This window comes from Actinoplanes sp. NBRC 103695 (genome assembly GCF_030269485.1).
In the GTDB taxonomy this organism is placed as follows: domain Bacteria; phylum Actinomycetota; class Actinomycetes; order Mycobacteriales; family Micromonosporaceae; genus Actinoplanes.
Genome location: NZ_BSTL01000010.1, coordinates 248,993 through 274,898, shown reverse-complemented (window position 1 = coordinate 274,898; position 25,906 = coordinate 248,993). Strand labels below are relative to the sequence as shown.

Sequence of the window (25,906 nt, the reverse complement as noted above, 5' to 3'; positions counted from 1 at the left end):
CGGCCATGAGCACCAGCGCATCCTTTTTACCGCACGTAAGGTGAGGAGTACCGGAAATAGCCATAATTGGGGCGAATAGCAACTAAATGAAAGGGCCAGCAGATGAGTACCGAACCCCCACTATCGGCCGGAATCGATCCCAACCGGCCCAGCGCCGCCCGCATCTACGACAGTTTCCTCGGTGGTACCCACAACTTCGCCGCCGACCGGGCAGTGGCTCAACGCGCCCTCGAGCTCGTGCCGGAGCTGCCGAAGATCATGAGGGCGAATCGTGCATTTCTGCGCCGCGCAGTCCGATTCGCCGCCGACGCCGGCATCCGGCAGTTCCTGGACCTCGGTTCGGGGATACCTACCGAGGGCAACGTCCACGAGGTAGCCGCCGACATCCTGCCTGACGCCAGGGTCGTGTACGTAGATCTGGAACCCACCGCGGTGCTGCACGCGCGTGACATCCTGGCGGGCGTGCCTCGCACCGTCGCGGTGCGAGGTGACCTGCAGCATCCGTCGGCGATTCTGGACGACCCTCAGCTGCGCGAGATACTCGACTTCGATGAGCCGATCTGCGTCCTCATGATCGCAGTGCTGCACTTCGTTCCCAGCAGCCCCGCCCTGACCGCGGCGTTACGGCGTTACCGCGACCAGGTCGCACCAGGTAGCTACCTTGTCGTGTCCCATGCCACGGGTAGCGCCCACCCGGACGCGCTGGCCCGGATCGCGGAGCTGTACAACCGCACCGGGACACCGCTGGTCCTGCGCGACACCGACGGACTGGCGGCCGTCTTCGACGGCTGGGATCTGCTCGACCCGGGAATCGTCTACGGACCTCGATGGCATCCGGATCCCGCGGATCCCGAAGTCGACGACCCGGCCGCCTACATCACCCTTGCCGGGGTGGCTGTCAAGTCGTGAGACCGCTATTCCGGTCGGAGCTCTCCGTACGTCAGGGACAGGGTGAAGACCGATCCGGTGTTCAGGGTCGAGACGACACTGACGTCACCGTCCATCGCGCGGGCCAGCCGGCGGGCTATGAACAGACCCAGGCCGGTGCCGCTGGTGCTCATCGTCATGGGATCTTCCACCCGGTGGAACTTCTCGAAGACCTTGTCGAGCTGGTCGGTCGGAATACCGTAGCCCTGGTCCCGGACGTCGACGTGCACGCGGGTCTCGTCGAACCGAAGGCCGACCCGCACCTCGGTGTCCTCCGCGGAGTACTTGAGACCGTTGCCGATCAGGTTGGCGAGCACCTGCAACGTGCGCCCCGCATCGCAATGGGCAGAAACGGGCATCTGTGGCAGGTCCACCCGGACGCGGGCCGAACCCAGATCCCGGGCGGCTTGAGTGACCAGCGCGCATAGATCGTGAGCCGCTGAGGACACGTGCAGGGAGATGTCGTCCGGGTTGTCACCGAACCGCGAGGCGAGCAGCAGATCCTCCACCAGCCGGGAGAGGTGCCCGGCGCGGTCCCCGATCAGGTTCAACGCGTCCAGTCGCTTCTGGGGAGTCATCCGCTCCCCCCGCTTACGCAGCAGATCGACATAGCCGATGATCGGCGTCAGCGGCGTCCGCAGCTCGTGCGACACCATGGCGATGAAGTCGGATTTGAGCCGCTCGGTGCGGTATTCGCGGGTCAGGTCGCTGATCACCACCACGTCGCGGACGAGAGCGGCGAGAGTGAAGTTTGCCGAATGGGCCAGACGCAGGCGGCGTTGCTCCCCGTCGGGGCGACGGACGGTGAGTTCGGAGACTGCCTTCGGCTGCGCCACCGACACCGGCATGAGCAGCATCTGTTCGTCCTCGACGGGCACGTCGAGGACATCGGTGACCGCCCGGCCGACCGCGTCGGCCGCGTCGATGCCGGTCATCTCGGCCAGCGCCCGGCTCCACATCTGGACCAACCCGTCGCCGTCGATCACCATGATGCCCTCGGCGGACTGCTCGACGACGGCCTGCAGTTTGCTGGTCTCGTCCACGAGCCGGTCCAGGTGCTCGGCGCCGCGCATGGCCACGGCGAGAGCACTGGCCAGTGAGGCCAGCAAGCTGATGTCGCCGGTCGTCATCCATCCGCGATCGCGGCGATGGACGGCGAACGCCGCCGTACCGAACCGGCGGCCGCCGCCCTGGATCGGGACGACCACCATCCGGCGCAGGCCTGCGGGCAGGTCCTCGGACAGATCCACCGGACCGTCGATCCGGCGCAGACCAGCGAGGTGGGGCGGAATCGGGCCGTGCCGCAGCGAACCAGGGGCGTCGTCCTCCACCGAAAGCGCCACGTCGTCGTTCTCCAGCATCACGACGGCCAGGTCGGCGCCAAAGGCCTCCCGGACCAGGACGACGAAGTGGCGCACCACATCCTCGCGCTCGGCGAGCGCGTGGGAAAGCTGAAGCAGGCAGCCGGACCGGGAACGCTCCTCGGCTTCCCGTGCCGCCGCCCGGTATGCGTAGGTGACCGCGAGAGCGGGCATCGCCATGAACGGCAGCAGCAATGGTGCGTGCAGCGCGATCTCCGTGGTGGTCAGCCCGGTCGCGACCGTCCCGATGGCCATGTATCCGGACAGCCGGGCCTCCGAGCGGACGATCAGCCAGGGCGGCTGGGAGTTGATGACGCCCAGGATCTGCGCCAGGCAGAAGAGGTTCACCATCGTGAAGGCGATCGTTGCGACCACCACGCCGACGAGCACGTGCAGGGTCATCACGCCGGGGGTGCCGGCCACCAGATGCACGATGATGATCAGTACAGACGTGGCGGCCGTGTAGGTCCCGACGTTGAAGAGCGCCTTCACGACTGGCCGCCGCTGCAGTCCGCTGGCGAACATCAGCCCGCCGGCCGCGGCGATCAGGGCGTCCCGGGGCGACAGGAGCAGGACGTCGATGATCAGCGCGACCTCGTAGAGGCTGAGCTCCTCGACGGCCTCCCCGTGCCGCAGTCGCACGACGGTCATCTCGGCGAGGCAGGTCAGCACCGTCAGGCCGGGCAGAAGCAACGCCGTCGGCACACCGAGCCCGCGCAAGACGCTGCCGTGCTCGGAAAGTCCCAGGATCACCATGGTGGCCAGCCCGGAGCCCAGCAGGACGACCGCCACCACCCGGCGCAGGATCGGATCGCCCAGCTGTGAACGCACGGCGCCGGCCGCCCGGGACAAACCCGGGCGGCCGGCGCGTGACGGAACCGTGCTCACGACAGGGGCATCCACGCCCAGGCGCGGGCGGCCCATCGGTCGGCCGCCCAGGCCCGCGCCGTCCAGTCGTCGGCGGCCCAGGCGCGGGCGGTCCAATCGGAGCCGGCCCAGGCGCGTGCCGCCCAGTCGTCCGACGCCCAGGCTCGCGCGGCCCACGCCCGAGCCGCCCAGGCCCGGGCCGCCCACTCACCGTCGTCGCCGGCCCAGGCGCGCGCTGCCCAGGCACGCGCTGCCCAGGCCCGCGCTGCCGGGTCGAGTTGCGCCCAGGCCCGGGCGGCCCAGTCCCGAGACCCCGGGGTCAGCTTCTTCCAGGCCCGTTCGGCGCCATCCGTGTCGCCGTCCACGACGGCCTTCGAGAACGCCGCCCACCGGCTCGCGTCGCGCCCGATCGTGGCGGTGTCGTCGTCGTACTGCTTCTGCGCCTTGCTGACGCGCCAGCCGGACGCGGACCTGAGCACTCGAGAAGCGTCCAGGCCACCCGCGCCGCCGCCGTCCGCCCGGCTCAACCCGGCACTGGCGTACGTCGTGGTGGTGAGCAGGTTCTTCACCGCGTCCGGCCGCAGCCGGGGCTGGACGGCGAGGGCACCCGCGGCGACGCCGGAGGTCACCGCCGCGGCCATCGACGTCCCGGAACCGCGGAAGTAGCCGTTGCCGACCCGGGCCTGCGGGTTGCCCTTGTCGACCACGCTGCCCGGCGAGCGCAGGCTCACCACGTGACCGCCGACGGCTACCAGGTCGGGCTTGGCGTCGCCCTGCCAGGTGGGTCCGCGCCCCGACCAGGTACCGACCACGTCGTCGCCACGGCCGGCCGTTCCCTCGGCATCAAGGCCACCCGTGGTCAGCAGCAGCGGGTCGTTGCCCGGGGAGGTCACCGTGCCGGTGCCCGGGCCGTCGTTCCCCGACGGCACGACCACCATGACGCCCTGGTGCCACAGCGATTCGAGGGCCTGCGTCAACGGGTCGATCTGGTAGGGCAGTGGGCTGTTCGAGGACAGCGACAGGTTGACGACCTGCACGTCCTCGCGATGGTCGCTGACCCACTGCAGGCCGCGGAGCACGGTGGTGAGGTCGGTACGCCCGTCGGCGTCTGCGACCTTGACGTCGATCAGCTTCGCGCCGGGCGCGACGCCGCGGTAGGCGCCTCCCGAGGCCCTGCCCGAGGCGGCGATCAGGCCGGCCATGAACGTTCCGTGTCCGTAGCCGTCACCGGTGCCGGTATCGGTCAGGTCGACCCGGTCGGCCACCTGCCCGGCGAGGTCGGGCACGTCGGCGATACCGGTGTCCACCACGGCCACCGTCACCCCACGTCCTTCGTTGCCGTCCGCGGGCAGACCGAGCATCTGGCGTACGGCCACCCCGCCGGCCGTACCGCCCGGTGTCGCCGCTTCGGCCACGGTGATCTCACGCTCGGGTGCGATCGACCACGCCGGGTCGAGGGTGCTGCCCTGCGCCAGTCGAGCGGCAACGCCGCGGACGACCGGTAGCTTGGCCACCACCCGGCCGCCGGCCGCCTCGACCGCACGTGCGGCCCCGTCGGCGTCCGAGCCGGTGACCACCACATCCCGCCACGCGGCGGCGACCGGATGCGCGCCGGCGGCGACCGGGAGGCCGGTGACGGCCAGCGCCGCAGCGATGACCGTCGCCATGCGCCTGCGGTTTCCAGCGGTCATTGATAAGCAGCTCAGTCTCATGCTGCAATCTCCCAGTCACTGTAAGTAGTCGAGGGGGGTGTGGAGAAGTAGCGCGAATCGGCTGCTGTCTCGGGTGACCCCTATCGGCCGGTCCGCGGCCGTCATGAGCAGGATCGCCTCCGGTTCCGGTCGACCGTCGTCATCGGTCGTTGGCGCCCGCCTGGTCGTTCAGCACGCCGTCGATCAGGTCCAGCACCGCGTCCGGGGTGAACGGCTTGGCGAGGTAGTAGTCCACACCGCTCGCCCAAGCACGTGCGTCGGCATCCGCCTCAGCCGCGGCGGTCAGCATGAGGACGGGCACCGGTTCGCCAGGTTGGGCACGGATGGCGCTCAGCACCCCGAAGCCGTCGAGTCCCGGCATCATCACGTCCAGCACCACGAAGTCGGGGCTGGACGCCTCCACCGCACGAACGGCGGCCAACCCGTCCACGGCGACGCTGACCTCGTACCCGTCCATCTCCAGCACGTCGATCAGAAGTTGCCGGATCGCCGGGTCGTCGTCGACCACCAGGATGCGTGCCATGACTCCTCTTCCCCGATCGAGCCGCCGCGGCGGCGCCGATGATCATCGACTGCGGTCGTCGTCCCACTGGCCGGCATCGCGCGAAGCCTCGTCGGCGGCCGCGCGCCAGTCGATGCCCTGGGCCCGTAGTTGCGGATGGGACAGCAGGTGAGCCAGTTCCTCATCGTGGGTGCCGGCGCCCGGGCAGGCCGACTCGGTCTCCTGGATCAGCAGATGGGCGGTCCGTATCGACGCGGCCACCCCCAGCCCGGAAGTGTCCGGCGATTGCGGTGTGTCGCGCTGCGCCACCGCGGCGATGATCGGCGGGTGCAGACCCCACAGATGCAGCAGTTCCACGCCGACGTCGCGGAACGGAACGTCGTCGCGCGTCTGAGCGGCGAGGTCGACCCTCGCGCCCCGGCCGTCGGCCACCGCGGCAAGGCAGATCAGCCGCCCCACGTCCTGCAGAAGAGCCGCGGCCTGCGCATGCGGCCGGTTGGCCGGTGAGGCGACGAGTTCGACCAGGCGAGCCGTCGCCACCGCATGCCGCCAAGCGGCCTCGAGGTGCCGTTCGATCGCCGGGGCCCAATCCGTGGTGGGCTGCAACGCCCACACGGCGCCGACCACCGCTTGCACCATCGGGAGACCCATCGAGTGGGCTATCGACTCGACCGAGGAGTTGCGTGGCCGGGAACCGAAGAACCGAGAATTCGAGAGCTGGAGCAGCTTGGCGGTCAGCCCGACATCGTGCATCGCCGTCCGCGCGGCGAGCGACAGGTCGACGTCCGGGCCGAGAAGGGCGACGATTCGTTCAGCGTGCGCCGGCAGGGCGGGAATGGCACGGACACCGCCGGCGATGCGCCGGGCCGCGCTGTCATGGCTCTGGGAGGTCCGGGCCAACATCTGCTCGATCACCGCGACCACGTCCTCCGCCTTGGACGGCTTGGTGAGGAAGCGATGGCCGGCGACCGACACGCGAATCGTCGCGTCCGGTTCGATGTGCCCGGACAACACGACCCGGCCGACCTGCGGGTGACGTTCGCTGACGTGGGTGAGCAACTCGGCGCCGTCCATGCCCGGCATCCGCATGTCGGACACGACCACGTCGCACGGCGACGTCCCGAGCAGTTCGAGGGCCTCCACGCCACCGGTGGCGAACGACATCTCCCACGCGCCACGTTTGCCCCGCAGCGAGCGACGAAGCCCGTCCAGGATCGACGGCTCGTCATCGACGAACAGGACTGAGGGCTTACTCATACCGAGGCGTTCTGCTTGCCGTCGATCGGAAGCCGCAGGATGAACTCGGTACCCTCGCCGATCACCGATCGCATCCCGATCGATCCGCCGTGTTTCTCCATCACCGCGCGGGCAAGCGCGAGCCCCTGCCCGGTGCCCTTGCCGATCCCCTTGGTGGTGAAGAAGGGCTCGAAGATCGACTGCTGGATGTCCTCCGGAATGCCCGGCCCGTTGTCGGAGAATCTGATGACCGCGGCGGGGCCGTCCGTCGCCGAACTGATCCGGATCTCGCCCCGTTCATCCTTGTCCGTCAAGGCGTCGGCGGCGTTCACCAGAAGGTTGAGGAAGACCTGGTTCAGATCGCCGAGGTGGCACCGTACGTCGGGCAGCTCACCCAGCTGCAGGACCACATCGGCGACATACTTGACCTCGTTGCGCGCGACGGTGACGGTGGACCGGATCGCCTCGTTCAGATCCGCGTAAGCCTGCTCGGTGGAGTCCTTGTAACTGAACGACTTCATCGACCGCACCAGCGACGCCACCCGCTCGGTGCCCTCCAGGCTCTGACTGACCGCATGCGGAATCTCGATGGCGAGGTATTCGATGTCCGCCTTGATCTCAGCCTCATGCGCCCGCCGGATCCGCTCGTCCCAGTTCACCTCACCCGTGGTGGGCGCCAGGCACGCGCGATACACCAACAGCAGGTCCAGCATGTCCTGGTAGGCCTCTGCCAGGAACCGGGTGTTGTCCCCGACGAACTGGATGGGCGTGTTGATCTCGTGTGCCAGGCCGGCGGAGAGGCGGCCCAGCGATTCCAGTTTCAGGGCGTGGCGGGCTTCGACCTCGGCGCGTCGGGCCTCCGCGTTCTGCTCGACGTCCGTGGCGATCACGATCCACTGCTGGAGCCGGCCGTCGTCGACGCACACCGGCGTGAAGCTCACGCTGTGCCGGCGAAACGATCCGTCTGTCCGCTTGATCCGGCATTCGGCCACATGCGCTTCCGGCTCGAGGCGGGCGGCCTCCCAGCCGCACCGCAGCGCCTCGACGTCGTCGGGATGGACGATCGAGTCCCACCGGGAACCTTGCTGCCCGGTGTAATCCCGGGCGCGCGGATTGGTATAGACGATGTCACCCGGGACGGATGTGACCCACATGCCGTGGGGTACCGCTGCGGCAAGGACCGCCACATCGACGCTGGGCGGCGAAAGAGCGTGCCGGGTCGAGGTGTCATCACGACCTGAGGTCATCCGAGGCGTTCGATGTCCAGACACACTCGCACTCCTCAGCGACCGGGGCTGTGGATACTCCTCCCTCTTCCCGTTCGGCCGGCCGCGGTCTTACCTGAGGCCTGGACGGCCCCTATCCGCGGACCGTCGGCGTTGTATCGATGTGGTCGAATGGCGCATGCGACGTAACCGCACCTTTCGATTGATCGCCGGAGCGGGTGTGCTGGCCCTCGCCGCCGGCTTCGCACCGAGCGTTGCGCAAGCCGCACCGAGCGCCGCCGGTGTCACCTGGGGTCCGTGCGCGGACGCGGACGACGACCTGCCCGCACGCCTCGTGTGCGCCACCCTGACGGTGCCGGTGGACTGGGCCCAGCCGGGCGGCGCCACCTTCCAGCTCGCCCTGGCCAAGCTGCCCGCCGCCGACCCCGCGAAGCGCGTCGGCTCGCTCTTCGTGAACCCCGGCGGCCCCGGCGGATCGGGCGTCTCGTTCGTCTACGGGGCCGAGTCCTCCTTCTCGCCACAGCTGATCGACCAGTTCGACTTCGTCAGCTTCGACCCCCGCGGGCAGGCCCGCAGCAAGCCCGTACTCTGCGATGGTGATCTTGCCGTTGCGCAGGACCAGCAGTCCTTCCCGTCGTCGGCCGTGGAGTACGAGCGGCTGCGCCGGACCAACCGCGCGCTGGGCGAGAGCTGCGACCAGCTGAGCGGGCCGCTGGCACGGCACGTCGACACGACCAGCGTGGTGCGGGACATGGACGCGGTGCGCGCCGCGATCGGCGAGAGCAAGATCAGTTACTACGGCGTCTCGTACGGGACGATGATCGGCCAGCAGTACGCCGAGCTCTTCCCGGACCGGATCCGCGGCCTGGTCATCGACTCCAACATGGACCACAGCCTGGACATCTGGAACTACCAGAAGTGGGAAGCGACCGCCATGGAGGGCTCGTTCCTCCAGTTCGCCGCGTGGTGCGGACGAACCCCGACGTGCGCGCTGCACGGCGAGGACATTCCGGCCTACTTCGATGAGCTGTACGCCGAGACGGACAGCACCGACCTCCTCTGGACGACGTTCGGCTACATGTACGACCCGGCCGACTGGTTCGAGTTCGCCCAGTACCTCGAGCAACTGGGCGGCGGAAGCCGGAGCGAGAGGCGTGGCGAGCCGGTCGAGCTGGGCTACCGCCCGGTGATGTGCCAGGACTTCATCTTCGACACCCGGCCGTACTGGGCCGTCGCCGCGCTGAAGGGCCGGCTGGCCAAGCTCGCGCCGCACACCAAGCTCAACCCCCTGGCCTGGACCGACCTCACCGGCTGCCAGAACTGGCCCGGCGCGGTGGTCAACCCGCCGCACCGGCTCAACGCGTCGCCGGAACTTCCGCCGATCCTGATGACCAACAGCCGGTACGACATCGCCACCCCGTACGAGTGGGGTCAGAGCCTGGCGGCGCAGCTGCCGAGCGCGACCTTCGTCACCTACGACGGTGTCGGGCACGGCGACTACTGGCTGAGCCCGTGCGCCCGCGCCGCGATCGACACCTACCTCGTCACGCTGCAGACACCCCCGGCAGGCACCCACTGCCCGGCCGTCTTCCCCACCACCGCCAACAAGAACAAGAAGAGCCTGATCAACCCGCTGACCGGTCAGCTGACCCGCTGACCGGATGCGGATCGCGCCCGCCCCCCACGGGCGGGCGCGATCCGCTACGTTCGGCGGCCGTGAAGCTTCTTCGTTCCGCCTCAGTGATCCTGATCAGTGTCTCCGTGCTGGGCCTCGCGGCCTGCGGCGAGAAGAGCGACCCGCCGACCGCCGCCTCGACGCCGTCCACCAAGGCGCCGGTCTCCATCCCACCGTCGCCGCCCGCGTCGGCGGGCGACAGCCAGGGTGGCGGCACCTCCGACAAGGAACGCTGCGCCGCCATCAAGACGTCCGGCGACAAGTTCAAGGCCGACCTGCTCGCCAAGATCCAGTCCGGCGACGCCCAGAACCCGGAGACCTACCGCACCATCCTGTCCGACTTCGCCGGCAGCATGAACAACCTGGCGGCGGGCGACAGCAAGGTCGCCAAGGCCACCACCACGATGATCGCGGAGCTCGAGAAGGCCGCCGCCGCCCCCGACCCGGTGAAGGCGGCCGACGGCGACGCACTCACCAAGGCCGCCGGCGACGTCGAGTCCTCCTGCAAGGCCGCCGGCTACACCCTCAAGTTCGGCTGAGCGAAGTTCGGCCGGCGACCAGGCAGGACATCCGGCTTCCCCCGAAAGCCGGATGTCCTGCCCGCCGTGCGGGGTCAGACGCTGGCCAGGGCCTCCGTCGGGGCGAGCCGGGACGCGCGGACCGCCGGGTAGAGGCCCGCGAGCGCCCCGATCAGCACGGTCGCGGCCACCCCTCCGGCAAGGACCCAGGCGGGTACGACCGCCGGCCAGCCCTGCAGCGTCGCGTACCCGCCGGTCACCACCGAGCCGAGCAGCGCGCCCCCGGCCCCGCCGAGCAGTGACAGCATCAGCGACTCCGCGACGAACTGGGTGCGGATCTGGCCGCGGGTCGCGCCCAGGGCACGTCGCAGCCCGATCTCCGGCCGCCGTTCCAGCACCGAGATCACCATCGTGTTGGCGACCCCGATCCCGCCGACCAGCAGCGCGACCGCACCCAGCCCAAGGAGCAGCGCGGTGAACGTCTGGTCGGTGGCCTCCCGGGCGGCGAGCGCGTCGGACGGCCGGGACACCTCCACCTCGTTCGGCGACCCCGGGTTCGCGGTTGCCGCCAGCACCGCCTGGACGGCCTTGACCTGGGCGTCGTCGGCTCGCGTGTAGACGGTCGTCGGATGCCCGTCGAAGCTCAGGTAGTCGAGGGCGGCCTGCCAGCCGATCAGCGCCGCGGTGTCGAGTTCCGGCGCCAGCGGCACCGCCCGCAGCACCCCGACCACGGTGAACCATCGGCCGCCGAGCAGCACGTTCACCCCGATCCGCCCGATGCCGAGGCGGGCCGCGGCCTCGGCGCCGAGCACCGCCGCGGGGTACCTGGCCGTCGACGCGTTCAGCCAGACGCCGGAGCGCAGCGTGGCGCCGACCGTCGCCGGCAGGTCGAGGCCGGCCGCTCGTACGGTCAGGCCTCCGGTCTCGGCCGCGGGGATCCGGTCGTTGCGGAACGCCTTGGCGCCCGCAACCGTCCCGGTCGCCGCGACCTGCTGGACCGGCCCGATCCGGCCGATCATGCCGACCGACTCGTCGGGCAGGTAGGCGTCGTCGCCGAACATCGTCTTGCCCGGGCCCACGGTCAGCAGGTTGGTGCCGAGCGCGGCCAGCCGCTGGTCCAGCTCGGCGGCGCTGGACGCGGAGATGCCGACCACCGAGACCATGGCCGCGATGCCGATCGCGATGCCCAGCGCGGACAGGAAGGCCCGCATCGGCCGGGCCCGCAGCCCGGTACCGCCGACGCGCACCACGTCCCGCGGACGCATCAGGGAGGGCGACAGCACTAGACCACCCTCCCGTCCCGCATCGGCACCTGCCGGGGCAGCGACGCCGCGATCGACAGGTCGTGCGTGATCAGCAGGACCGTGGTCCCGGCCGCGTGCAGCTCGCTGAGCAGCTCGATCACCGCGGTCCCGGAGGCGGTGTCCAGGTTGCCGGTGGGTTCGTCGGCGAGCAGCAGCGTCGGCTCGCCGACCACCGCCCGGGCCACCGCGACGCGTTGCCGTTCGCCGCCGGAGAGCTCGTGCGGCCGGTGGGTGAGGCGGTCGCCGAGGCCGACCCGGATCAGGGCGGCCTCGGCGGCCCGCTTGCGCTCCTTGTCGGGTACGCCCGCATAGAGCAGACCGTCGGCCACGTTGGACACGACGTCCCGCCCGGCCGCCAGGTGGAAGTGCTGGAAGACGAAACCGATCCGCTGGGCGCGCAGAGCCGACAGCTGGCGGTCGGACAGCACGCTCACGTCGTACCCATCGATGTGGATCTTGCCGGTTGAAGGCCTGTCCAACGTGCCGATCAGGTGCAGCATGGTCGACTTGCCGGAGCCGGACGGGCCGACGATGGCGACGAACTCACCGTGCTCGACCCGCAGGCTGACGTCGTCGAGCGCGGTGACGCCGCCCGGGTAGGACTTGCTGACCCGCTCCAGGTCGATCACGCCGCTCACGACGGCACCCCCACGACCGTGCCCTCGGCGACGCCGCCCCCCTGGAGCTCGACCTTGCCGTCGGCGAACATGCCGGTCTCGACGGCGACGATCCGGCTCGTCGAGCCCTCCACGACCTCGACGCCGTAGCCGCCCTCGGCGAGCGCCAGCAACGCGCCCACCGGCACGGTCAGCACGTCCTTGGCCTGCGCGGCGGTGAACGCCACCGTGACCGACGCCGCGCCCAGGCTCTTCGGCGCCTTGCCCTTGTCGAAGGCGACGGTCACGTCGAGGGCGGTGCTGTCCGGCTCCTGGCCCTCGCCCGGAACCACCACGCTCTCGCTGGACGCGATCCGGCCGCCGACCTCGCTGCCGTCCGGCAGGGTGATCCGCACCGGCGCGCCGACCTTGACCAGCCGCTGGTCGTCGACCTCCAACCGGACCGCGGCCACGCGCGTCGTGCCGGTCACGTTCAGCACGGCGGCGCCCGGTTGCACCACGTCGCCCTTGGCCGCGGCGAGGCTGTCCACGCGTACCGGGCCGGGGGCGATCACCAGCTGGGCCGGGTCGACCCGGCCGGTCTCGGTGAGGCCCAGGTCGTCCTGCCACTCCTCGACGGCTTCCGCGGTGGACGACGTGTACTCCTTGTCCACGGTGAAGCCGCGGTAGCCGAGCGCCCACAGGTTCTGTTCCAGCTGTTTGACGTCGGCGCCCTCCAGGCCGGAGCGGAGTTCCCGGTACGCGGGCAGCGACCCGTAGAGCAGCACGACCGGCTTGTTGTCCAGGCGGTAGAGGGCCTTGCCCCGGGTCAGGGTGGCGCCGGCGCCGGGCAGCCTGGTCAGCGTCCCGTTCGACCGGGCGGAGATCGCCGTCGTGTCCCCGTACCCCAGGTCTCCGCTCTTGTCCTCGCTGTCGATCAGCGTGCCGCGCGCAACGGTGGCCGTGGCCGGCGGGGTCGCGCCGGGGTCGGTGCTGCCGCCCTCCGCCTCCGGCAGCCCGGCCACGAGGACCGCCGCGGTGGCCGCACCGGCCGTGACGACGGCGGCCACCACCACTCCCGCCCGTTTCACTCGCCGTCCGAACTGTTCGACTTGCCCTCGCCGCCGCTGCCCGGCGGCGGTGACGGCTTGAACTGCTTGCATGTCTCCTCGGCCTTCTTGAACTCGGCGCTGTCCGGGTCGATGCCCGTGCCGCCCTTGTTCTCGATCTGGATGCCGCCGTCCTCGCCGGGATCCGGGAAGTCCGGGAAACCGTTCTCCCGCATGCACTGGGAGAGCTTGCGCAGCTGCGCGGTGATCGCCGGGTCGGCCTTGCGCCGCTCACCACCGTTCGGCGTGAACGCCTTGCAGGCCGCCATCGCCTTGTCCACGGTGGCCTTCGACGAGCCCTCCGGGATCATGATCGAGAAGCGGTGCGGGTCGGTGGTGTCCGGGTCGGGGAAGTCCGGGAGACCGTTCTCCCGCATGCACTTGGCGAACTTGACCTGGTCGCCGTCGCCGCCGTCGCCACCGGCCGCCGCACTCGACGAAGCGGTCGGGGTGGCGCCGCCGGCCGTGGCCACGTTGGGCGTCTGTGGATCGCCGGCGCATCCGGCCAGCAGGAACAGTGGGATGAGAAGCAGTGTTCTTCGCATGCCGCCCAGTGAAGGACGTGTCGTATTTCCCGGGCGTCAGCGAAAACGATGACGCCCAGATGACATCACCGTGGGTCACCATGGGGGGATGCGGATCCTGGTGGTCGAGGACGAGCAGCTCCTGGCTGACGCGGTCGCCACCGGGCTGCGACAGCAGGCGCACGCCGTCGACGTGGTGTACGACGGCGGCGCCGCCCTGGAACGCACCGGCGTGCACGACTACGACGTGGTGGTCCTCGACCGCGACCTGCCGGTGGTGCACGGCGACGAGGTGTGCCGCCGGATCGCCGACGCGGGCGCCCCGATGAAGGTGATCATGCTGACCGCGGCGAGCAGCGTCGACGAACGGATCGACGGCCTGGAGCTCGGCGCCGACGACTACCTGCCCAAGCCGTTCGAGCTGCGCGAACTCATCGCCCGGGTGGCCGCGCTCGGCCGGCGGTCCCGGTCCGCCGCCCCGCCGGTGCTGCGCCGCGCCGGCATCAGCCTCGACCCGCACCGGCGCGAGGTGTTCCGCGACGGCCGCTACGTGCCGCTGTCCCGCAAGGAGTTCGCGGTGCTCGCCGAGCTGCTGCGCGCCGACGGGACCTCGGTCTCGGCCGAGCTGCTGCTGGAGAAGGCGTGGGACGAGAACGCCGACCCCTTCACCCACGCCGTACGCATGACGATCCTCAAACTGCGACGCAAACTCGGCGACCCGCCGGTGCTGCTGACCGACCCGGGAGTGGGGTACCGCATCCGATGAGACTCCGGCTGACCCTCGTCTACGGAGGCCTGTTCCTGCTCGCCGGCCTGCTGCTGCTCGCCGTCACCTCCCTCCTGGTGTCCAAACAGCTACCCACCAAGATCGCTCTCCGGGTGGAGAACGTCCGGCCGCCGCAGCCCGGCGTCGGCGGCGACACCACCTTCGTCCAGCGGTTCGCCGAGGACGCCCGGGACGACGCGTTGTCCACGATCCTCACCCAGGGTGGGATCGCGCTGATCGTGGTCGCCTCGGTGGCGATCGCGCTGGGCTGGCTGATCGCCGGCCTGCTGCTGCAACCGCTCAACCGGATCACCGCCGCGGCCCGCCGGATCGCCGACGCGCCCGCCGCCGACGGCCGCCTCCGCGAGCGGATCGCGCTGGACGGCCCCGACGACGAGATCAAACGCCTCGCGGACACGTTCGACCTGATGCTGACCCGCCTGGACCACGCCTTCGACGGACAGCGGCGGTTCATCGCGAACGCGTCGCACGAGCTGCGTACGCCCCTGACCCTGAACCGCACCCTGCTCGAGGTCGCGCTGACCCCGCCGCAGGTGGCGCCCGAGATGCGCCAGCTCGGCGACACCCTGCTCGCGATCAACGACCGGCACGGCCGGCTGATCGACGGCCTGCTCATGCTGGGCAGGTCGGAACGCGAGCCCGCCAGGATGTCCTACGTGGACCTGGCCGACGTCGCCGACCACGTGGCCGAGACCGCGGACACCAAGCTGGCCGAGGCGCCCGTGCTGGGTGACCCCATCCTGCTGGAACGCATGGTCCAGAACCTCGTCGAGAACGGCCTCCGGCACAACGTGCCCGGTGGCTGGGTGTGCGTGGTCACCGGCACGTACGGCCCGCACGCGTTCATCGAGGTCGGCAACACCGGCCCGGTCGTGCCGCCGTACGAGGTCGAGGGCCTGTTCGAGCCGTTCCGCCGGCTGGGCACGGAACGCCTGGCCTCCCCCGGCGCCGGCCTCGGCCTGTCCATCGTCCGCGCCGTCGCCCGGGCCCACGGCGGCGACGCCCGAGCGGTCGCCCGCCCCGACGGCGGCCTCGTCGTCACGGTGACCCTTCCGCGGGTGGCGGACCCTATGTAGGGTGCGTACATGCCCCGGATGACGGCGTCGGTGCTGAAAGTGGTGGCCGCCCTGCTGGCCGCGGGCGGCGACGAACGCTATGGCCTCCAGCTCATGCAGGCGACCGGCCTGCCCAGCGGCACGCTCTATCCCATCCTGGTCCGCCTGCAACAAGCCGGCTGGGTCGAGTCACGCTGGGAGCAGACCGATCCCGCCGCCGAGGGCCGCCCCGCCCGGCGCTACTACCTGCTCACCGCCGACGGCACGGCCGAGGCGCGGCGCGAGGTCGCCCTGATGCGGCAGCAGATGTCGCCGTTCCTGGGCGAGGCGCCGGCATGACCTTGACGCTGCGCCTGGCCCACCTGCTGCTCAGGGCCGCCGCCCGCCGCTGGCCGCCCGACATCTCCGCGGACCTGCTGCGTGAGTGGCAGGCTGAGTTGTCCGCCGCCGGCTCATCACGCTTCCAAATCCTCGGGTACGCGGGGAGCCTCGCCGTCGCACCGACAGCGGACGGCCCGTCCTGGGCGACGAGGTTCGCGACTGTGGCAACGGCGGCCGGCGCGACCCTCCTGGCGGGCGCCCTGAGCAACGCCGTCCACGCCACCACCGCGATCCTTCTCCTCCCCGCGGCCCTTCTCATGGCCCTGGCCGCCTGGCGCGCCCGGATGTCCCCGGCCGCGGCCGTCCTGCTGCTGACCCCGCCCCTGTTCGTCTTCCTCTTCATCGGCAACGCGGTGTCGGTCATGCCTTTCATGGGCTTCCAAGACGTGGCCCCCGCGGTCGCCACCTGGGCCGTGGCCATGCTCGCCACCATCCGCCTCCTCCGAAGAGTCCCCGCGCTCCTCCTCGGCAGCACGATCTCGTTGATCGCCGCCACAGCCGCCGGTTCCCTGCACGCCGCCCATTCCCTGGGCGTCAGCCTCTGGTCCGCTCCGATGTGGTTCCCGCTGTCCCTGCTGCCGCCAGAAACCGGCCACGCCTCGGCACTCCTTCTCGCCAACGCCGCGGTCATGACCACCCCACTTCTCCTCTGCACCGTCTTCGTCCTTGCCCTGGCCCTCCCCCGCCGCACTCCCACCACCACGCGTACCCCTGGCCGCGCCGTCGTCGTCCCGACCCTCCCCCGCCGCGCTCTCACCACCGCGCGTGCCACTGGCCGCGCCGTCGTCGTCCTGATCTTGGGGGAACCGGGATCCCCGCGCCGCCAGGCAACCCTCGGCGCGGCCACCGCCCTGGCCGCCGTGGCAGTCTGCGAAGCCACCCTCCTGGCCACCGCCGACCCCACGGCCCTTGCCGGCCGCGTCCTCGACCATTCCGCCGTCTTCGGTTTCGGCTTCGCCGCCCATCCCACGGGCCAAGCCGTGACGGCCCTCCTCGCCGCGGCCCTCACCCTCCGCCTGACCGAGCCCGCCACACCTCGATAACAGTCCCGCCACGAGCCTTCCACCACAGTCCAACCCCTATGTAGAGTTCCTACCATGGGATTCAATCGGTGGGCGTGGGCAGGCGCGACGGCGGCCGGCGGCGTGACCGGCTGGGCGATGCTGTCCCGCCCCGTCGAGGCCCGCCTGTCCGACCTGCACGTCTACCTGGGCGCGGCCGCGGCCCCCAGCCTCTACGACTTCATCCGAGGCGACGCGCCCTTCACCTATCCCCCGTTCGCGGCCCTGCTGTTCCGCCCGTTGACGGCCCTGCCGCTGCCCGCGGTCCAGATCCTCTGGACCCTGGCGACGATCGCGACCGTCGCCGCCGTCGCGATCCTCACCACCAGGCAGTCCCACCGGCTCACCGACGTGAGCGGCTGGCTCGCGCTGGCGCTGATGCTCTCCGCCCCGTTCGCGTCCAACCTGCGCTTCGGCCAGGTCAGCATCTTCCTGGCGGCGTTGGCGCTGACCGATCTGCTGATCCTGCGCAACACACGCTATTGCGGAGTCCTCATCGGACTGACAGCGGCCGTCAAGCTGACACCGCTCATCTTCATCCCGCTGCTGTTCCTGGCCGCCCGCCGCCGCGCATCGCTGGTCGCGGCCGGCACCTTCGCCGCCTGCACCGTCGTGGCCGCGGCAGCCCTGCCCAGCGACAGCCTGCGCTACTGGACCACGGAGGTCTTCCAGGTCAGCCGCCTGGGCCACATCACCTCGGCCGGCAACCAGTCCCTGAACGGCATGCTCCTGCGCCTGTCCGTCCCCGAGACACCGCGCACCCTCCTGACCTTGACAATCGGAGGCGCCGTGGCCGCCCTGGCCCTGTGGCGAGCCACGCGCGCGGCCCGCTCCGGCGACTGGCTGACCGCAACCGTGACAACCGGCGCCGCGGCCGTGGTCCTGTCCCCCGTGTCCTGGACCCACCACCAGATCTGGCTGGTCCTGGCCGTGCTCCTCCCCCTGCCGACCCGCCGAGCCCAAGCCGCCTGGACGACCGTGGTCCTGACAGCCATGCTCCTGCCGATCACTGCCGTGGACCATCCGCTGTGGACGAACTCCCGCCTCTTCCTGGCCGTGGCGATCGCCGCCGTGATCCCCTTCCGCACAGCTCTCACCGGCCAGCGCATCCCCCAAGCCCGCAGCCCCCTCAACCCGACGCCCCCGCTCGCGCCCGACCCGAGAACTCACACGCACACGTGACTCACCGGCTCGAAGCGCCCGCGTTGCCGAGGAGGGACGCCGGCGCTGTAAGACACCGGCGCGGAAGGCGTTGTCGCGGAAAGACACCGAGCAGAGGCGCCTGATTTGACACGGGGGCGACGGGAGTCGGCGCGGAGGCACCTGCGTTGGCGCCGAGGGGCCGTCGGGGTCGCCCCACAGTGTCAGGGGACAAGCACTAACTTCCCGGTGACCAGGCGATTTTCGAGCCGCCGATGCGCTTCAGCCGCTTCAGCGAGCGGCAACACGGTCACCTCGGGCGCGATCTCCCCACGGGCAAGCATCCCGACCAGGCCGGCGACATCCGCGCGAAACCCCGCCGGATCTTTCTCGACCGCACTCTCCACGGCATGAAGCACAAGCCGCGCCCCCGGCGTGAGCTTGGCCCGTGCAATGGCGGCAACGGTGCGACCAAGCGCACCCATTTTCGAATGCCCCGCACCGGCCGCAAAGCTGAACCCGTAGGCGACCACCACACCATCGCGCGCGGCCGCCCGCCGCGACACCGCCAACGACGGCCCACCCACAGGATCAAAGACCGCCGCAACCGGTACGGGCACCGCGGCAGCACCCGGAACCCAGGTAGCGCCAAGTCCTTCCACGCGTCCCCGGCGTGCCACCCCGGACGTGCCGAAGACCGCAACCCCCGCCGACCGCGCAATCTGCGTCAACGCCGACCCCACACCCCCGGCCGCCCCCAGCACCAGCACCGACTGCCCCGCCCGAACTCGGGCAACCCGATGAAACATCTGCCAGGCAGTGAGATAGTTCAACATCAACGCGTCAAGCACCGCGGCATCCGGCCCTTCAGGCAGAGCCACGACATGGGTAGCCGACGCAACCACATGGGTCGCATAACCACCCGTGCCGACAAGGGCGCCAACCCGCTCCCCCACACCAAGCTCGGCAACACCGGCCCCCACCGCCAGAACATGCCCGACAACGTCAAACCCCAGCACGTCAGGCAACCGCCCCGGGTTGAGCCCTTGCCGGGTAGTGACGTCATTGAAGGCAACACCCACAGCCTCAGCCAGAATCAGAACCTGCCCCGATCCAACCTCCGGCACATCCCCCGTCTCAACAGCAAGCACCTCAGGCCCACCCGCCGCGGTCAGCCGCACCCTAGTCATCCTCATGACCCCATCGTCGAGCCAATACTTGATAAACTCAATGATTAACCCGAGTGATCACCGTTACGCACCAACGCACACCCCACTCGCCGGCCACGAGCTCCGGCCCACCAAATCCGCGCGTCTATGAGCTGGTCCTGCCGATTACCTCAGACGTCGAGGCAACCGCGAGAGACGCAACCGCGAGAGACGCTGACTTGATGGCTCCCCAAAAGCGAGGGGCCGACAGATCCCCGGAGCGAGAGCGGCCCCGGTCAAGCAAGTCCGCCGCCGCGAGCACATCCCTCAGCGCACAAGCTCCAGCGCGAGCGGATCTCTCACCACGAACCAGTCCGCCACCGCAAGCGGATCCCGAGCGCGGCAAGGCCCAGGCGCGCAAGACCCTGACGCGCAAGACCCTGACGCGCAAGACCCAGGCGCGCAGGACCTTGGCGCGCAAGACCTTGGCGCGCAAGACCTTGGCGCGCAAGACCTTGGCGCGCAAGACCTTGGCGCGCAAGACCTTGGCGCGCAAGACCTTGGCGCGCAAGACCTTGGCGCGCAAGACCCAAGCGCGCAAGGCCCCGGCGCGATTCCGCTAACCCGGCGGAAGGAGTCGATCAGCGGCAGCGGCTGCCAACTCGGTGGAAGGAGGCGATCAGCGGCTGCCAACTCGGCGGACGAGGGCGATCAGGGGCTGCTAACTCGGCGGACGAGGGCGATCAGCGTCGGCGGCGCGAGCGTCGAGGCGGGCTTGTCGCCAGGCGTGGCGGGCCACCATGCCCGCCTTGCGGCGAGCAGCTCTGTCACGTCGCTCGGCGGCAAGCTCTGCCCGCTGCCGTGCGGCTTCCGCAGCAGAAGCGACCAGCCGCGCGTGCCACTCCTCAGCGTCGCTCGAGAACCGCCCCGACGAAATGCCTCCCGGCTCGGTTCCGTCAGTCAAAGTGCGGAGCCCATGCGACTCATCCTCGGCATCGAGACGACCGGAGGATGAGCGACGTCCCGCGGCCGCCGCGGAAACGTCGGTAGCTGCGCGGCACTCGGACGCGGACGCGCAGTCGGAGCCGGAAGCCCAGGCGGAGGCAGACGCGGAAGCACAGGCGGAGGCGGAGGCGCACTCGGAGGCGGAAGTGCGGTCGGTGGTCATCTGCGGTTGTAGAGACGCATGGTCAGGGTGCCGAAGATGGCGGCCAAGGCGGCGCTCGCTATGAGGGTCCAGGTGATCTCGGCCGGGTTCCAGGTGCCGTCCATGGTGGAGCGGACCGCGGCGACCAAGTGGCTGATCGGGTTGATGTTGACGAAGGCCTGCAGCCAGCCGGGCATGGTGCGTGGCTCGACGAAGACGTTGCTGAGGAAGGTCAAGGGGAACAGGACCATCATGCTGACGCCCATGACCGATTTCTCCGAGCGGAGGATGAGGCCGAACATGGTCCACACCCAGGAGAAGGCGAACGAGAAGACGACCAGCAGCGCCATGCCGGCCAGGACGCCGGGGGCGCCGCCGGCGGGGCGGAAGCCGAGGATCAGGCCGACGGCCAGGATGACCGTGGCGGCGAGGATGTAGCGGAGGACGTCGCCGAAGATCATGCCGATCAGGGCGGACGGGCGCCACACGGGCAGCGTCCGGAAGCGGTCGAAGACGCCTTTCTCGATGTCGGTGTTGAGGCCGACGCCGGTGTACATGGTGATCATGACGACGCTGGTGACCATCACGCCGGGGAGGAAGAACTGCAGGTAGTCGCCCGTCGACCCGGCCAGTGCGCCGCCGAAGAGGTAGGTGAACATCAGCGTCATGATGATCGGGAAGGCCGTGACGTCGAAGAGCTGCTCGGGGACGTGCTTGATCTTCAGCATCGCCCGCCAGCCGAAGGTCACGGACGCCGACCAGGCGCTGGGGCGGCGCGGGCGGTCGCCGCGGACGAGCACGGCCGCCAGGGTGTCCGCCGACGGCTGGTAGGCGGTGGTCTCGGTGGCTGTGGTGGTCATGCTGATCTCACCTCGGTCAGAGCCAGGAAGACCTCGTCCAGACTGGGCTGGCCGAGGGAGAAGTCGTCGACGACGATCCCGGCCCCGGCCAGCGCGGCCAGGGCCCGGGAGGCGAGCTCGGCGGCGCCCTGCTCGGAGCCGCCGGCGTCCACCCGGGCGCTGAGCGCGACCGGGTCGGCCTCGAGGGTCACCGCGGCCGCCAGCGATGTCGCGAGAAGTCGCTCGGCGGCCGATCGCTGGGCGGCGTCGCGGAGGCGCACGTGGACGGTGCCGGCCCCGATCGAGGACTTGAGCTGGCCGGGTGTGCCCTCGGCGATCACCTTGCCGTGGTCGATCACCGCGATGCGCCCGGCCAGCTGGTCGGCCTCGTCGAGGTATTGCGTGGTGAGCAGCACGGTGGTGCCGTTGGCGACCACCACCCGGATGATGTCCCACACCTGGTTGCGGCTGCGCGGGTCGAGCCCGGTCGTCGGCTCGTCGAGGAAGAGCAGGTCGGGCGTGTTGAGGATGCTGGCGCCGATGTCGAGGCGCCGGCGCATGCCGCCGCTGTACTTTTTCACCTGCCGGTCGGCGGCGTCGGTCAGGCCGAACGCCTCGAGCATCTGGCCGGCTCGGGCGCGCGCCTCGGGCTTGCGGTAGCCGAGCAGCCGGGCCAGCAGCACGAGGTTTTCGTGACCGGTCAGGTCCTCGTCGACGGACGCGTACTGCCCGGTCAGGCTGACTCGCCCGCGCACCGCGTCGGCGTCGCGGACGACGTCGTTGCCGAAGACGGTCGCCGTGCCGCCGTCGGGCCGCAGCAGCGTGGCCAGGATGCGGACCACGGTCGTCTTGCCGGCGCCGTTGGGGCCGAGCAGGCCGTAGACGGTGCCGGCGGGCACGCTGAGATCGACCCCGTCGACCGCGCGGTTGTCGCCGAAGATCTTGACCAGGCCGCTGGTCTCGATGGCCGGTGCGCTCATGGCAGACACTTTGCCATCGGGTTGTGACAGTTTTCGGGGCAAGCGGTTGACCTGGGAAATCCCGTTTCGTAATCGAGACGGGACTGCCAGGGTTCTCCCATGCGGGGACGGGACACCGGAAGGCGGGGGCACGGATGATTCCGGCGGTGGGAGTGCGGATCGGCTGGCGCGACCTTCCCGCGCACGTCCATGACGCGGTGGCGGAGATCCTCGGGTCGGCCGTGGCGGAGGCGGTGTCCCAGTCGGGGGGATTTTCCCCGGGTACGGCCGACCGGGTGATCACCACGACCGGACGACGCGCCTTCGTGAAGGCGGTCAGCCCCGATCAGAACCCGAAGTCGGCCGAGATGGCGCGGCGGGAGGCCGAGATCAACACCGCCCTGCCCCGGAGCACCCCGGCGCCCCGCCTGCTCGGGACCTTCGACGACGGCCACTGGATCGTGCTGGTCCTCGAGGACGTCGACGGCCGGCACCCCCGTACGCCATGGGAGAAGAGCGAGCTCGACGCGGCCGTGCGTGCGGTCCGCGACCTCAGCCTCTCCCTCACGCCGTCGCCCCTGCCGCACAGCCAGACCGCCGCGGAGACCCTGGCCACCGACTTCGGCGGGTGGAGCCGCATCGCGGCGAACCCGCCGGCCGACCTCGAGCGCTGGCTGCTCCCCCGGCTGGACGAGCTGGCCGGCATCGCCGCCCGCGGGCTGGCGTCGCTGACCGGCGACACCCTGGTGCACCTCGACGTACGCCCGGACAACATGCTGATCACCCCGGCCGGTGACGTCCTCTTCGTCGACTGGCCGCACGGCTGCAACGGCCCGGACTGGCTCGATCTCACCCTGCTCGCGCTCAACGTCGAGGTGCACGGCGGCGACGGCGACGCGCTGCTGCCCGCGGCGGGCGTGGACGCGGTGATCGGCATCGTCGGCTACTTCCTCGATCAGGCCCGCCGGCCGCCGCCCCCGGGGCTGCCGACCGTCCGCGCGTTCCAGCGCGCCCAGGGTGACGCACTCCTCCCCTGGATGCGGCGGCGTCTCACGGGTTGAGCCGACTACCCTGGAATTTCCCCAGATCTAGATCGGAGCCAAGGTGCGAGTCCTCCTGCTCGAGAACATCCACGCCGACGCGGTCGCGCGGCTCGAGGCGGACGGTTACGAGGTCGAGTCCGTGAGCTCGGCCCTCGACGAGGCCGAGCTGATCGAGCGCATCCCGGGCGTGGGCCTGCTCGGCATCCGCTCCAAGACCAAGGTCACCGCGGCGGTGCTGGAAGCGGCCGACAGCCTGGTGGCGATCGGCGCGTTCTGCATCGGCACCGATCAGATCGACCTGGTCGCGGCCGCCTCGCGTGGTGTGGCGGTGTTCAATGCGCCGTTCTCCAACACCCGTTCGGTGGTGGAGCTGGCCGTCTCCGAGATCATCGCGCTGACCCGCCGGCTGACCGAGAAGAACACGGGCATGCACGCCGGCATCTGGGACAAGTCGGCCGACGGCAGCCATGAGATCCGCGGCCGCCGGCTCGGCATCGTCGGTTACGGCAACATCGGTACGCAGTTGAGCGTGCTCGCCGAGAACCTGGGCATGCACGTTTCCTTCTACGACACGGCGGACAAGCTCGCGCTGAGCAACGCGCACCGCTGCGCCAGCATGGAGGAGCTGCTGGAAACGTCCGACGTGGTGACCCTGCACGTGGACGGCCGCCCGGGCAACCTCGGTTTCTTCGGCGCCGATCAGTTCCGCCGGATGCGCAAGGGCACGATCTTCCTCAACCTGTCCCGCGGCATCGTGGTCGACCACCTGGCTCTGCGTGACGCGCTGGTCAGCGGTCACCTGGCGGGCGCGGCGGTGGATGTCTTCCCGTCCGAGCCCAAGGGCCGCGGCGACGAGTTCGTCTCCGAGCTGCGTGGCCTGCCCAACGTCATCCTCACGCCGCACATCGGCGGGTCCACCGAGGAGGCGCAGTCCGACATCGGCGATTTCGTGGCCAACAAACTCGCCCATTTCGTACGCGAGGGAAACACCACGCTGAGCGTCAACCTGCCCGGCGTCGCGCTGCCTCAGCAGGACGGCATGAGCCGCATCGTCCACGTGCACATCAACACGCCGGGTGTGCTGGCCCAGGTGAACAGCATCCTCGCCGAGCACAAGGTGAACGTCGAGGGTCAGCTGCTCAGCACCCGCGGCGAGTACGGCTATCTGATCACCGACATCAGCGGTGGTTACCCCGACGAGGTTCTCGACAGGTTGAGGGCCATGGACCAGACGGTACGGCTGCGGGTCCTCAGCTGAGGGTCTTGACCGTCAGCAGGGTGAGCCGGGACTCCGCCGCGACGTCGTAACGATTGGCTGTCTTCCAGTCCTTCGGCGTCAGGGTGGAGCCCGGCTCGAGGTCGCGCAGCGTACGCGTGCCGGCGGCAACGGTCTTGACCCCGCCGTCCACCCGGACCCGCACGGGGCTGCCGGACGGTGACGAGAGCGACAGGTCCTCGATCGCGCCGGCGATCCGCACCTGCACGGTGCCGGTCGGCCGGGGCAGCGTCATGCTGACCCGCCGGCTGGAGCCGGTCAGGTCGACCTGGCTGAGCTTGCCGCCGGTCAGGTCGACCAGCTGCTCGTCGGCGCCGCCGGTGAACCGCAGCGCCCAGGTCACCTTGCTCGACAGCAGGATTTCGACGTTGCCGCGGGCGCCCTCGCCCTTGGCCTCCAGGAGCAGTCGCACCTTTTCGGCGTCGACGGTGGGCCGGGGCGCGGTGCCGGAGTCGTCGGCCGAGGAGATCCGGTAGAGCTCGTTGCCCAGGTCCTGGGTCTTCACGGTGGCCCGCTGGGTCCCCGCGACCAGTTCGAAGGCGGCGCTGGTCCGGTTGCCGAGCGGCGCCGTGGCGACCGAGTCGTCGGGTGCTTCGGCCTTGTCGCTGGTGTCGTTGCCGAGCTGGAGGACCGAGCCGAGGCTCTTGTCGTCGCCGGAGAAGTAGGCGACACCGGCGCCGACGCCGCCGAGCAGCACCAGCGCGGTCAGGGTGACGGTGGCGGCGGTCAGTGCCTTCGACCGGCGCGGCGCGGTCTGGTGGTGGTGCGCGGCCGCGGCGTCCGCCCGGTGCGCGCGGATCTCGTGGTGCTGCTGCTCGTCGAAGAACCCGGCGCCGGCTTCTTGCGCGGGCTGCTCACCGCGGCCCATCGGCATCTGCGTCTGCCAGTGGTGGGTGCCGGTGTGCGACTCGGCCGTCCGGACCGGCAGCTCGACCGCGATCGGCTCGGGCTGGGCCGGGGTCTGATACCGGTCCGGCGCCTGATGCTGGGACGACGCCGGGTAACCGTGCGACGGCGCGGCGACCGGACCGGCCGGCGAGACCGGCGACGGGTCGTGGCCGAACCAGTTCCCGCTGATCGGCTCGTCGGTCATTCCGAAGGAGGCTCGGCTGCGCGAGCCGGTGTCGGACGGCGCGGGCTCCTCGGCGGCGGCGTGCTGCGGCGTCTGCGGCGTGGACCCGAACGCGTCCCACGGCTGTTGCCGCTCCTCCTCGGTGAAGGAGTTGCTGGCCGGTGGGCGGCGGAACATCGGTTGCTCCCCGGTGCTGCGAAGACGGTCGCGGTTGGCCCAGTGGGCGCCCGAGCTGGTCGGTAGATCGGCCACGACCACATCGGACGCCGTGGCCTCATCGGCTGGTGAACGTTCCACGCGATGTCCTCCCGATCGCGTCGGCGCCGACGATCGTTCGCCGCTGCGCTTCCGGGGAGTGGTACGGATGACGGCGCGCTGCGGATGAGTCACGGAGTGAATTACTCTCCGTCACCAGTCCCAGGTCAAGCGCCACCCAATGGT

General features: G+C 70.4%; 24 protein-coding genes. 11 read left to right on the top strand and 13 right to left on the bottom strand.

Annotated elements, in window-relative coordinates:
* Window positions 1-102: 102 nt before the first annotated feature.
* A complete protein-coding gene (locus QSK31_RS20000) occupies window positions 103-909 on the top strand; it encodes an SAM-dependent methyltransferase (RefSeq protein WP_285685720.1) in 807 nt (268 codons plus the stop codon).
* Between the two features lie 5 nt (window positions 910-914).
* Here the strand turns inward: QSK31_RS20000 and QSK31_RS19995 are convergent, their stop codons facing one another.
* From QSK31_RS19995 to QSK31_RS19975, 5 genes are all read right to left on the bottom strand, one after another.
* Entirely contained in the window at window positions 915-3,176 is a 2,262-nt protein-coding gene (locus QSK31_RS19995) for a sensor histidine kinase (RefSeq protein WP_285685718.1), read from the bottom strand.
* Complete coding sequence (locus QSK31_RS19990) at window positions 3,173-4,822, bottom strand: S8 family peptidase (RefSeq protein ID WP_285685716.1); 1,650 nt, start codon at window positions 4,820-4,822, stop codon at window positions 3,173-3,175. The genes QSK31_RS19995 and QSK31_RS19990 overlap by 4 nt, the downstream gene beginning before the upstream one ends.
* 184 nt (window positions 4,823-5,006) lie before the next feature.
* Window positions 5,007-5,390 carry a response regulator transcription factor gene (locus tag QSK31_RS19985; RefSeq protein WP_285685715.1) on the bottom strand — a complete coding sequence of 128 codons (384 nt, stop codon included), beginning with the start codon at window positions 5,388-5,390 and terminating at the stop codon, window positions 5,007-5,009.
* Between the two features lie 42 nt (window positions 5,391-5,432).
* Complete coding sequence (locus QSK31_RS19980; protein ID WP_285685713.1) at window positions 5,433-6,626, bottom strand: response regulator; 1,194 nt, start codon at window positions 6,624-6,626, stop codon at window positions 5,433-5,435.
* Window positions 6,623-7,759 (bottom strand): PAS domain-containing sensor histidine kinase, encoded by a 1,137-nt coding sequence (locus QSK31_RS19975; RefSeq protein ID WP_285685712.1) that lies wholly within the window; start codon window positions 7,757-7,759, stop codon window positions 6,623-6,625. Before QSK31_RS19975 ends, QSK31_RS19980 begins: the two co-directional genes overlap by 4 nt.
* A 250-nt stretch (window positions 7,760-8,009) precedes the next feature.
* Between QSK31_RS19975 and QSK31_RS19970 the strand changes: the two genes are divergently transcribed.
* Together QSK31_RS19970 and QSK31_RS19965 are read left to right on the top strand one after the other, a co-directional pair.
* On the top strand, window positions 8,010-9,488 hold the full coding sequence (locus tag QSK31_RS19970; RefSeq protein ID WP_285685711.1) for an alpha/beta hydrolase: 1,479 nt from the start codon (window positions 8,010-8,012) through the stop codon (window positions 9,486-9,488).
* 59 nt (window positions 9,489-9,547) lie between these two features.
* Complete coding sequence (locus QSK31_RS19965) at window positions 9,548-10,045, top strand: hypothetical protein (RefSeq protein WP_285685710.1); 498 nt, start codon at window positions 9,548-9,550, stop codon at window positions 10,043-10,045.
* Between the two features lie 74 nt (window positions 10,046-10,119).
* Here QSK31_RS19965 and QSK31_RS19960 read toward each other — a convergent pair whose 3' ends face one another.
* From QSK31_RS19960 to QSK31_RS19945, 4 genes are read right to left on the bottom strand one after another with little or no spacing between them, the layout of a single operon-like run.
* Window positions 10,120-11,289, bottom strand: coding sequence for an ABC transporter permease (locus QSK31_RS19960; RefSeq protein WP_285685824.1), 1,170 nt, complete (start codon window positions 11,287-11,289; stop codon window positions 10,120-10,122).
* A gap of 17 nt (window positions 11,290-11,306) precedes the next feature.
* The gene (locus QSK31_RS19955) at window positions 11,307-11,957 is read right to left on the bottom strand and encodes an ABC transporter ATP-binding protein (protein ID WP_285685823.1); all 651 of its coding nucleotides are present in this window, start codon (window positions 11,955-11,957) and stop codon (window positions 11,307-11,309) included.
* Between the two features lie 5 nt (window positions 11,958-11,962).
* On the bottom strand, window positions 11,963-13,015 hold the full coding sequence (locus QSK31_RS19950; protein WP_285685709.1) for a peptidoglycan-binding protein: 1,053 nt from the start codon (window positions 13,013-13,015) through the stop codon (window positions 11,963-11,965).
* Window positions 13,012-13,578 (bottom strand): hypothetical protein, encoded by a 567-nt coding sequence (locus QSK31_RS19945; protein WP_285685708.1) that lies wholly within the window; start codon window positions 13,576-13,578, stop codon window positions 13,012-13,014. Before QSK31_RS19945 ends, QSK31_RS19950 begins: the two co-directional genes overlap by 4 nt.
* An 88-nt stretch (window positions 13,579-13,666) precedes the next feature.
* Here QSK31_RS19945 and QSK31_RS19940 point away from each other — a divergent pair, with 88 nt between their 5' ends.
* The 5 genes from QSK31_RS19940 to QSK31_RS19920 are packed head-to-tail and all read left to right on the top strand — an operon-like array spanning window position 13,667 to window position 18,023.
* Window positions 13,667-14,323 carry a response regulator transcription factor gene (locus QSK31_RS19940; protein ID WP_285685706.1) on the top strand — a complete coding sequence of 219 codons (657 nt, stop codon included), beginning with the start codon at window positions 13,667-13,669 and terminating at the stop codon, window positions 14,321-14,323.
* Window positions 14,320-15,420 (top strand): sensor histidine kinase, encoded by a 1,101-nt coding sequence (locus QSK31_RS19935; RefSeq protein WP_285685705.1) that lies wholly within the window; start codon window positions 14,320-14,322, stop codon window positions 15,418-15,420. The genes QSK31_RS19940 and QSK31_RS19935 overlap by 4 nt, the downstream gene beginning before the upstream one ends.
* Window positions 15,421-15,429: 9 nt before the next feature.
* Window positions 15,430-15,738, top strand: coding sequence for a PadR family transcriptional regulator (locus tag QSK31_RS19930; RefSeq protein ID WP_285685703.1), 309 nt, complete (start codon window positions 15,430-15,432; stop codon window positions 15,736-15,738).
* The gene (locus tag QSK31_RS19925) at window positions 15,735-16,823 is read left to right on the top strand and encodes a hypothetical protein (RefSeq protein ID WP_285685701.1); all 1,089 of its coding nucleotides are present in this window, start codon (window positions 15,735-15,737) and stop codon (window positions 16,821-16,823) included. The genes QSK31_RS19930 and QSK31_RS19925 overlap by 4 nt, the downstream gene beginning before the upstream one ends.
* Before the next feature lie 54 nt (window positions 16,824-16,877).
* The gene (locus QSK31_RS19920) at window positions 16,878-18,023 is read left to right on the top strand and encodes a glycosyltransferase 87 family protein (protein WP_285685699.1); all 1,146 of its coding nucleotides are present in this window, start codon (window positions 16,878-16,880) and stop codon (window positions 18,021-18,023) included.
* A 182-nt stretch (window positions 18,024-18,205) separates the two neighbouring features.
* Here QSK31_RS19920 and QSK31_RS19915 read toward each other — a convergent pair whose 3' ends face one another.
* Complete coding sequence (locus tag QSK31_RS19915) at window positions 18,206-19,162, bottom strand: zinc-binding dehydrogenase (RefSeq protein WP_285685698.1); 957 nt, start codon at window positions 19,160-19,162, stop codon at window positions 18,206-18,208.
* 209 nt (window positions 19,163-19,371) lie between these two features.
* On the opposite strand from QSK31_RS19915, the gene QSK31_RS19910 reads away from it, so the two are divergent.
* On the top strand, window positions 19,372-19,752 hold the full coding sequence (locus tag QSK31_RS19910) for a histone H1-like repetitive region-containing protein (protein WP_285685697.1): 381 nt from the start codon (window positions 19,372-19,374) through the stop codon (window positions 19,750-19,752).
* Between the two features lie 541 nt (window positions 19,753-20,293).
* Here the strand turns inward: QSK31_RS19910 and QSK31_RS19905 are convergent.
* The gene (locus QSK31_RS19905) at window positions 20,294-21,136 is read right to left on the bottom strand and encodes an ABC transporter permease (protein WP_285685696.1); all 843 of its coding nucleotides are present in this window, start codon (window positions 21,134-21,136) and stop codon (window positions 20,294-20,296) included.
* Window positions 21,133-22,095 carry an ATP-binding cassette domain-containing protein gene (locus QSK31_RS19900; RefSeq protein ID WP_285685695.1) on the bottom strand — a complete coding sequence of 321 codons (963 nt, stop codon included), beginning with the start codon at window positions 22,093-22,095 and terminating at the stop codon, window positions 21,133-21,135. The genes QSK31_RS19905 and QSK31_RS19900 overlap by 4 nt, the downstream gene beginning before the upstream one ends.
* 134 nt (window positions 22,096-22,229) lie before the next feature.
* On the opposite strand from QSK31_RS19900, the gene QSK31_RS19895 reads away from it, so the two are divergent.
* Complete coding sequence (locus tag QSK31_RS19895) at window positions 22,230-23,135, top strand: aminoglycoside phosphotransferase family protein (RefSeq protein ID WP_285685693.1); 906 nt, start codon at window positions 22,230-22,232, stop codon at window positions 23,133-23,135.
* Between the two features lie 43 nt (window positions 23,136-23,178).
* Complete coding sequence (serA, locus tag QSK31_RS19890; protein ID WP_285685691.1) at window positions 23,179-24,375, top strand: phosphoglycerate dehydrogenase; 1,197 nt, start codon at window positions 23,179-23,181, stop codon at window positions 24,373-24,375.
* On the opposite strand, the gene QSK31_RS19885 is transcribed toward serA, so the two are convergent.
* Window positions 24,368-25,762, bottom strand: a complete 1,395-nt coding sequence (locus tag QSK31_RS19885; RefSeq protein WP_285685689.1) for a hypothetical protein — start codon at window positions 25,760-25,762, stop codon at window positions 24,368-24,370. The genes serA and QSK31_RS19885 overlap by 8 nt on opposite strands.
* Window positions 25,763-25,906: the final 144 nt, after the last annotated feature.

Coding starts and splice junctions, on each gene's coding strand:
- QSK31_RS19980 (WP_285685713.1), bottom strand. CDS start 6,626: ATGAGTAAGCCCTCAGTCCTGTTCGTCGATGACGAGCCGTCGATCCTG.
- QSK31_RS19895 (WP_285685693.1), top strand. CDS start 22,230: ATGATTCCGGCGGTGGGAGTGCGGATCGGCTGGCGCGACCTTCCCGCG.
- QSK31_RS20000 (WP_285685720.1), top strand. CDS start 103: ATGAGTACCGAACCCCCACTATCGGCCGGAATCGATCCCAACCGGCCC.
- QSK31_RS19945 (WP_285685708.1), bottom strand. CDS start 13,578: ATGCGAAGAACACTGCTTCTCATCCCACTGTTCCTGCTGGCCGGATGC.
- QSK31_RS19975 (WP_285685712.1), bottom strand. CDS start 7,759: ATGTGGGTCACATCCGTCCCGGGTGACATCGTCTATACCAATCCGCGC.
- QSK31_RS19960 (WP_285685824.1), bottom strand. CDS start 11,289: ATGCGTCCGCGGGACGTGGTGCGCGTCGGCGGTACCGGGCTGCGGGCC.
- QSK31_RS19925 (WP_285685701.1), top strand. CDS start 15,735: ATGACCTTGACGCTGCGCCTGGCCCACCTGCTGCTCAGGGCCGCCGCC.
- QSK31_RS19920 (WP_285685699.1), top strand. CDS start 16,878: ATGGGATTCAATCGGTGGGCGTGGGCAGGCGCGACGGCGGCCGGCGGC.
- QSK31_RS19970 (WP_285685711.1), top strand. CDS start 8,010: ATGCGACGTAACCGCACCTTTCGATTGATCGCCGGAGCGGGTGTGCTG.
- QSK31_RS19935 (WP_285685705.1), top strand. CDS start 14,320: ATGAGACTCCGGCTGACCCTCGTCTACGGAGGCCTGTTCCTGCTCGCC.
- QSK31_RS19905 (WP_285685696.1), bottom strand. CDS start 21,136: ATGACCACCACAGCCACCGAGACCACCGCCTACCAGCCGTCGGCGGAC.
- QSK31_RS19910 (WP_285685697.1), top strand. CDS start 19,372: ATGGCTCCCCAAAAGCGAGGGGCCGACAGATCCCCGGAGCGAGAGCGG.
- QSK31_RS19940 (WP_285685706.1), top strand. CDS start 13,667: ATGCGGATCCTGGTGGTCGAGGACGAGCAGCTCCTGGCTGACGCGGTC.
- QSK31_RS19930 (WP_285685703.1), top strand. CDS start 15,430: ATGCCCCGGATGACGGCGTCGGTGCTGAAAGTGGTGGCCGCCCTGCTG.
- QSK31_RS19990 (WP_285685716.1), bottom strand. CDS start 4,822: ATGGCGACGGTCATCGCTGCGGCGCTGGCCGTCACCGGCCTCCCGGTC.
- QSK31_RS19900 (WP_285685695.1), bottom strand. CDS start 22,095: ATGAGCGCACCGGCCATCGAGACCAGCGGCCTGGTCAAGATCTTCGGC.
- QSK31_RS19985 (WP_285685715.1), bottom strand. CDS start 5,390: ATGGCACGCATCCTGGTGGTCGACGACGACCCGGCGATCCGGCAACTT.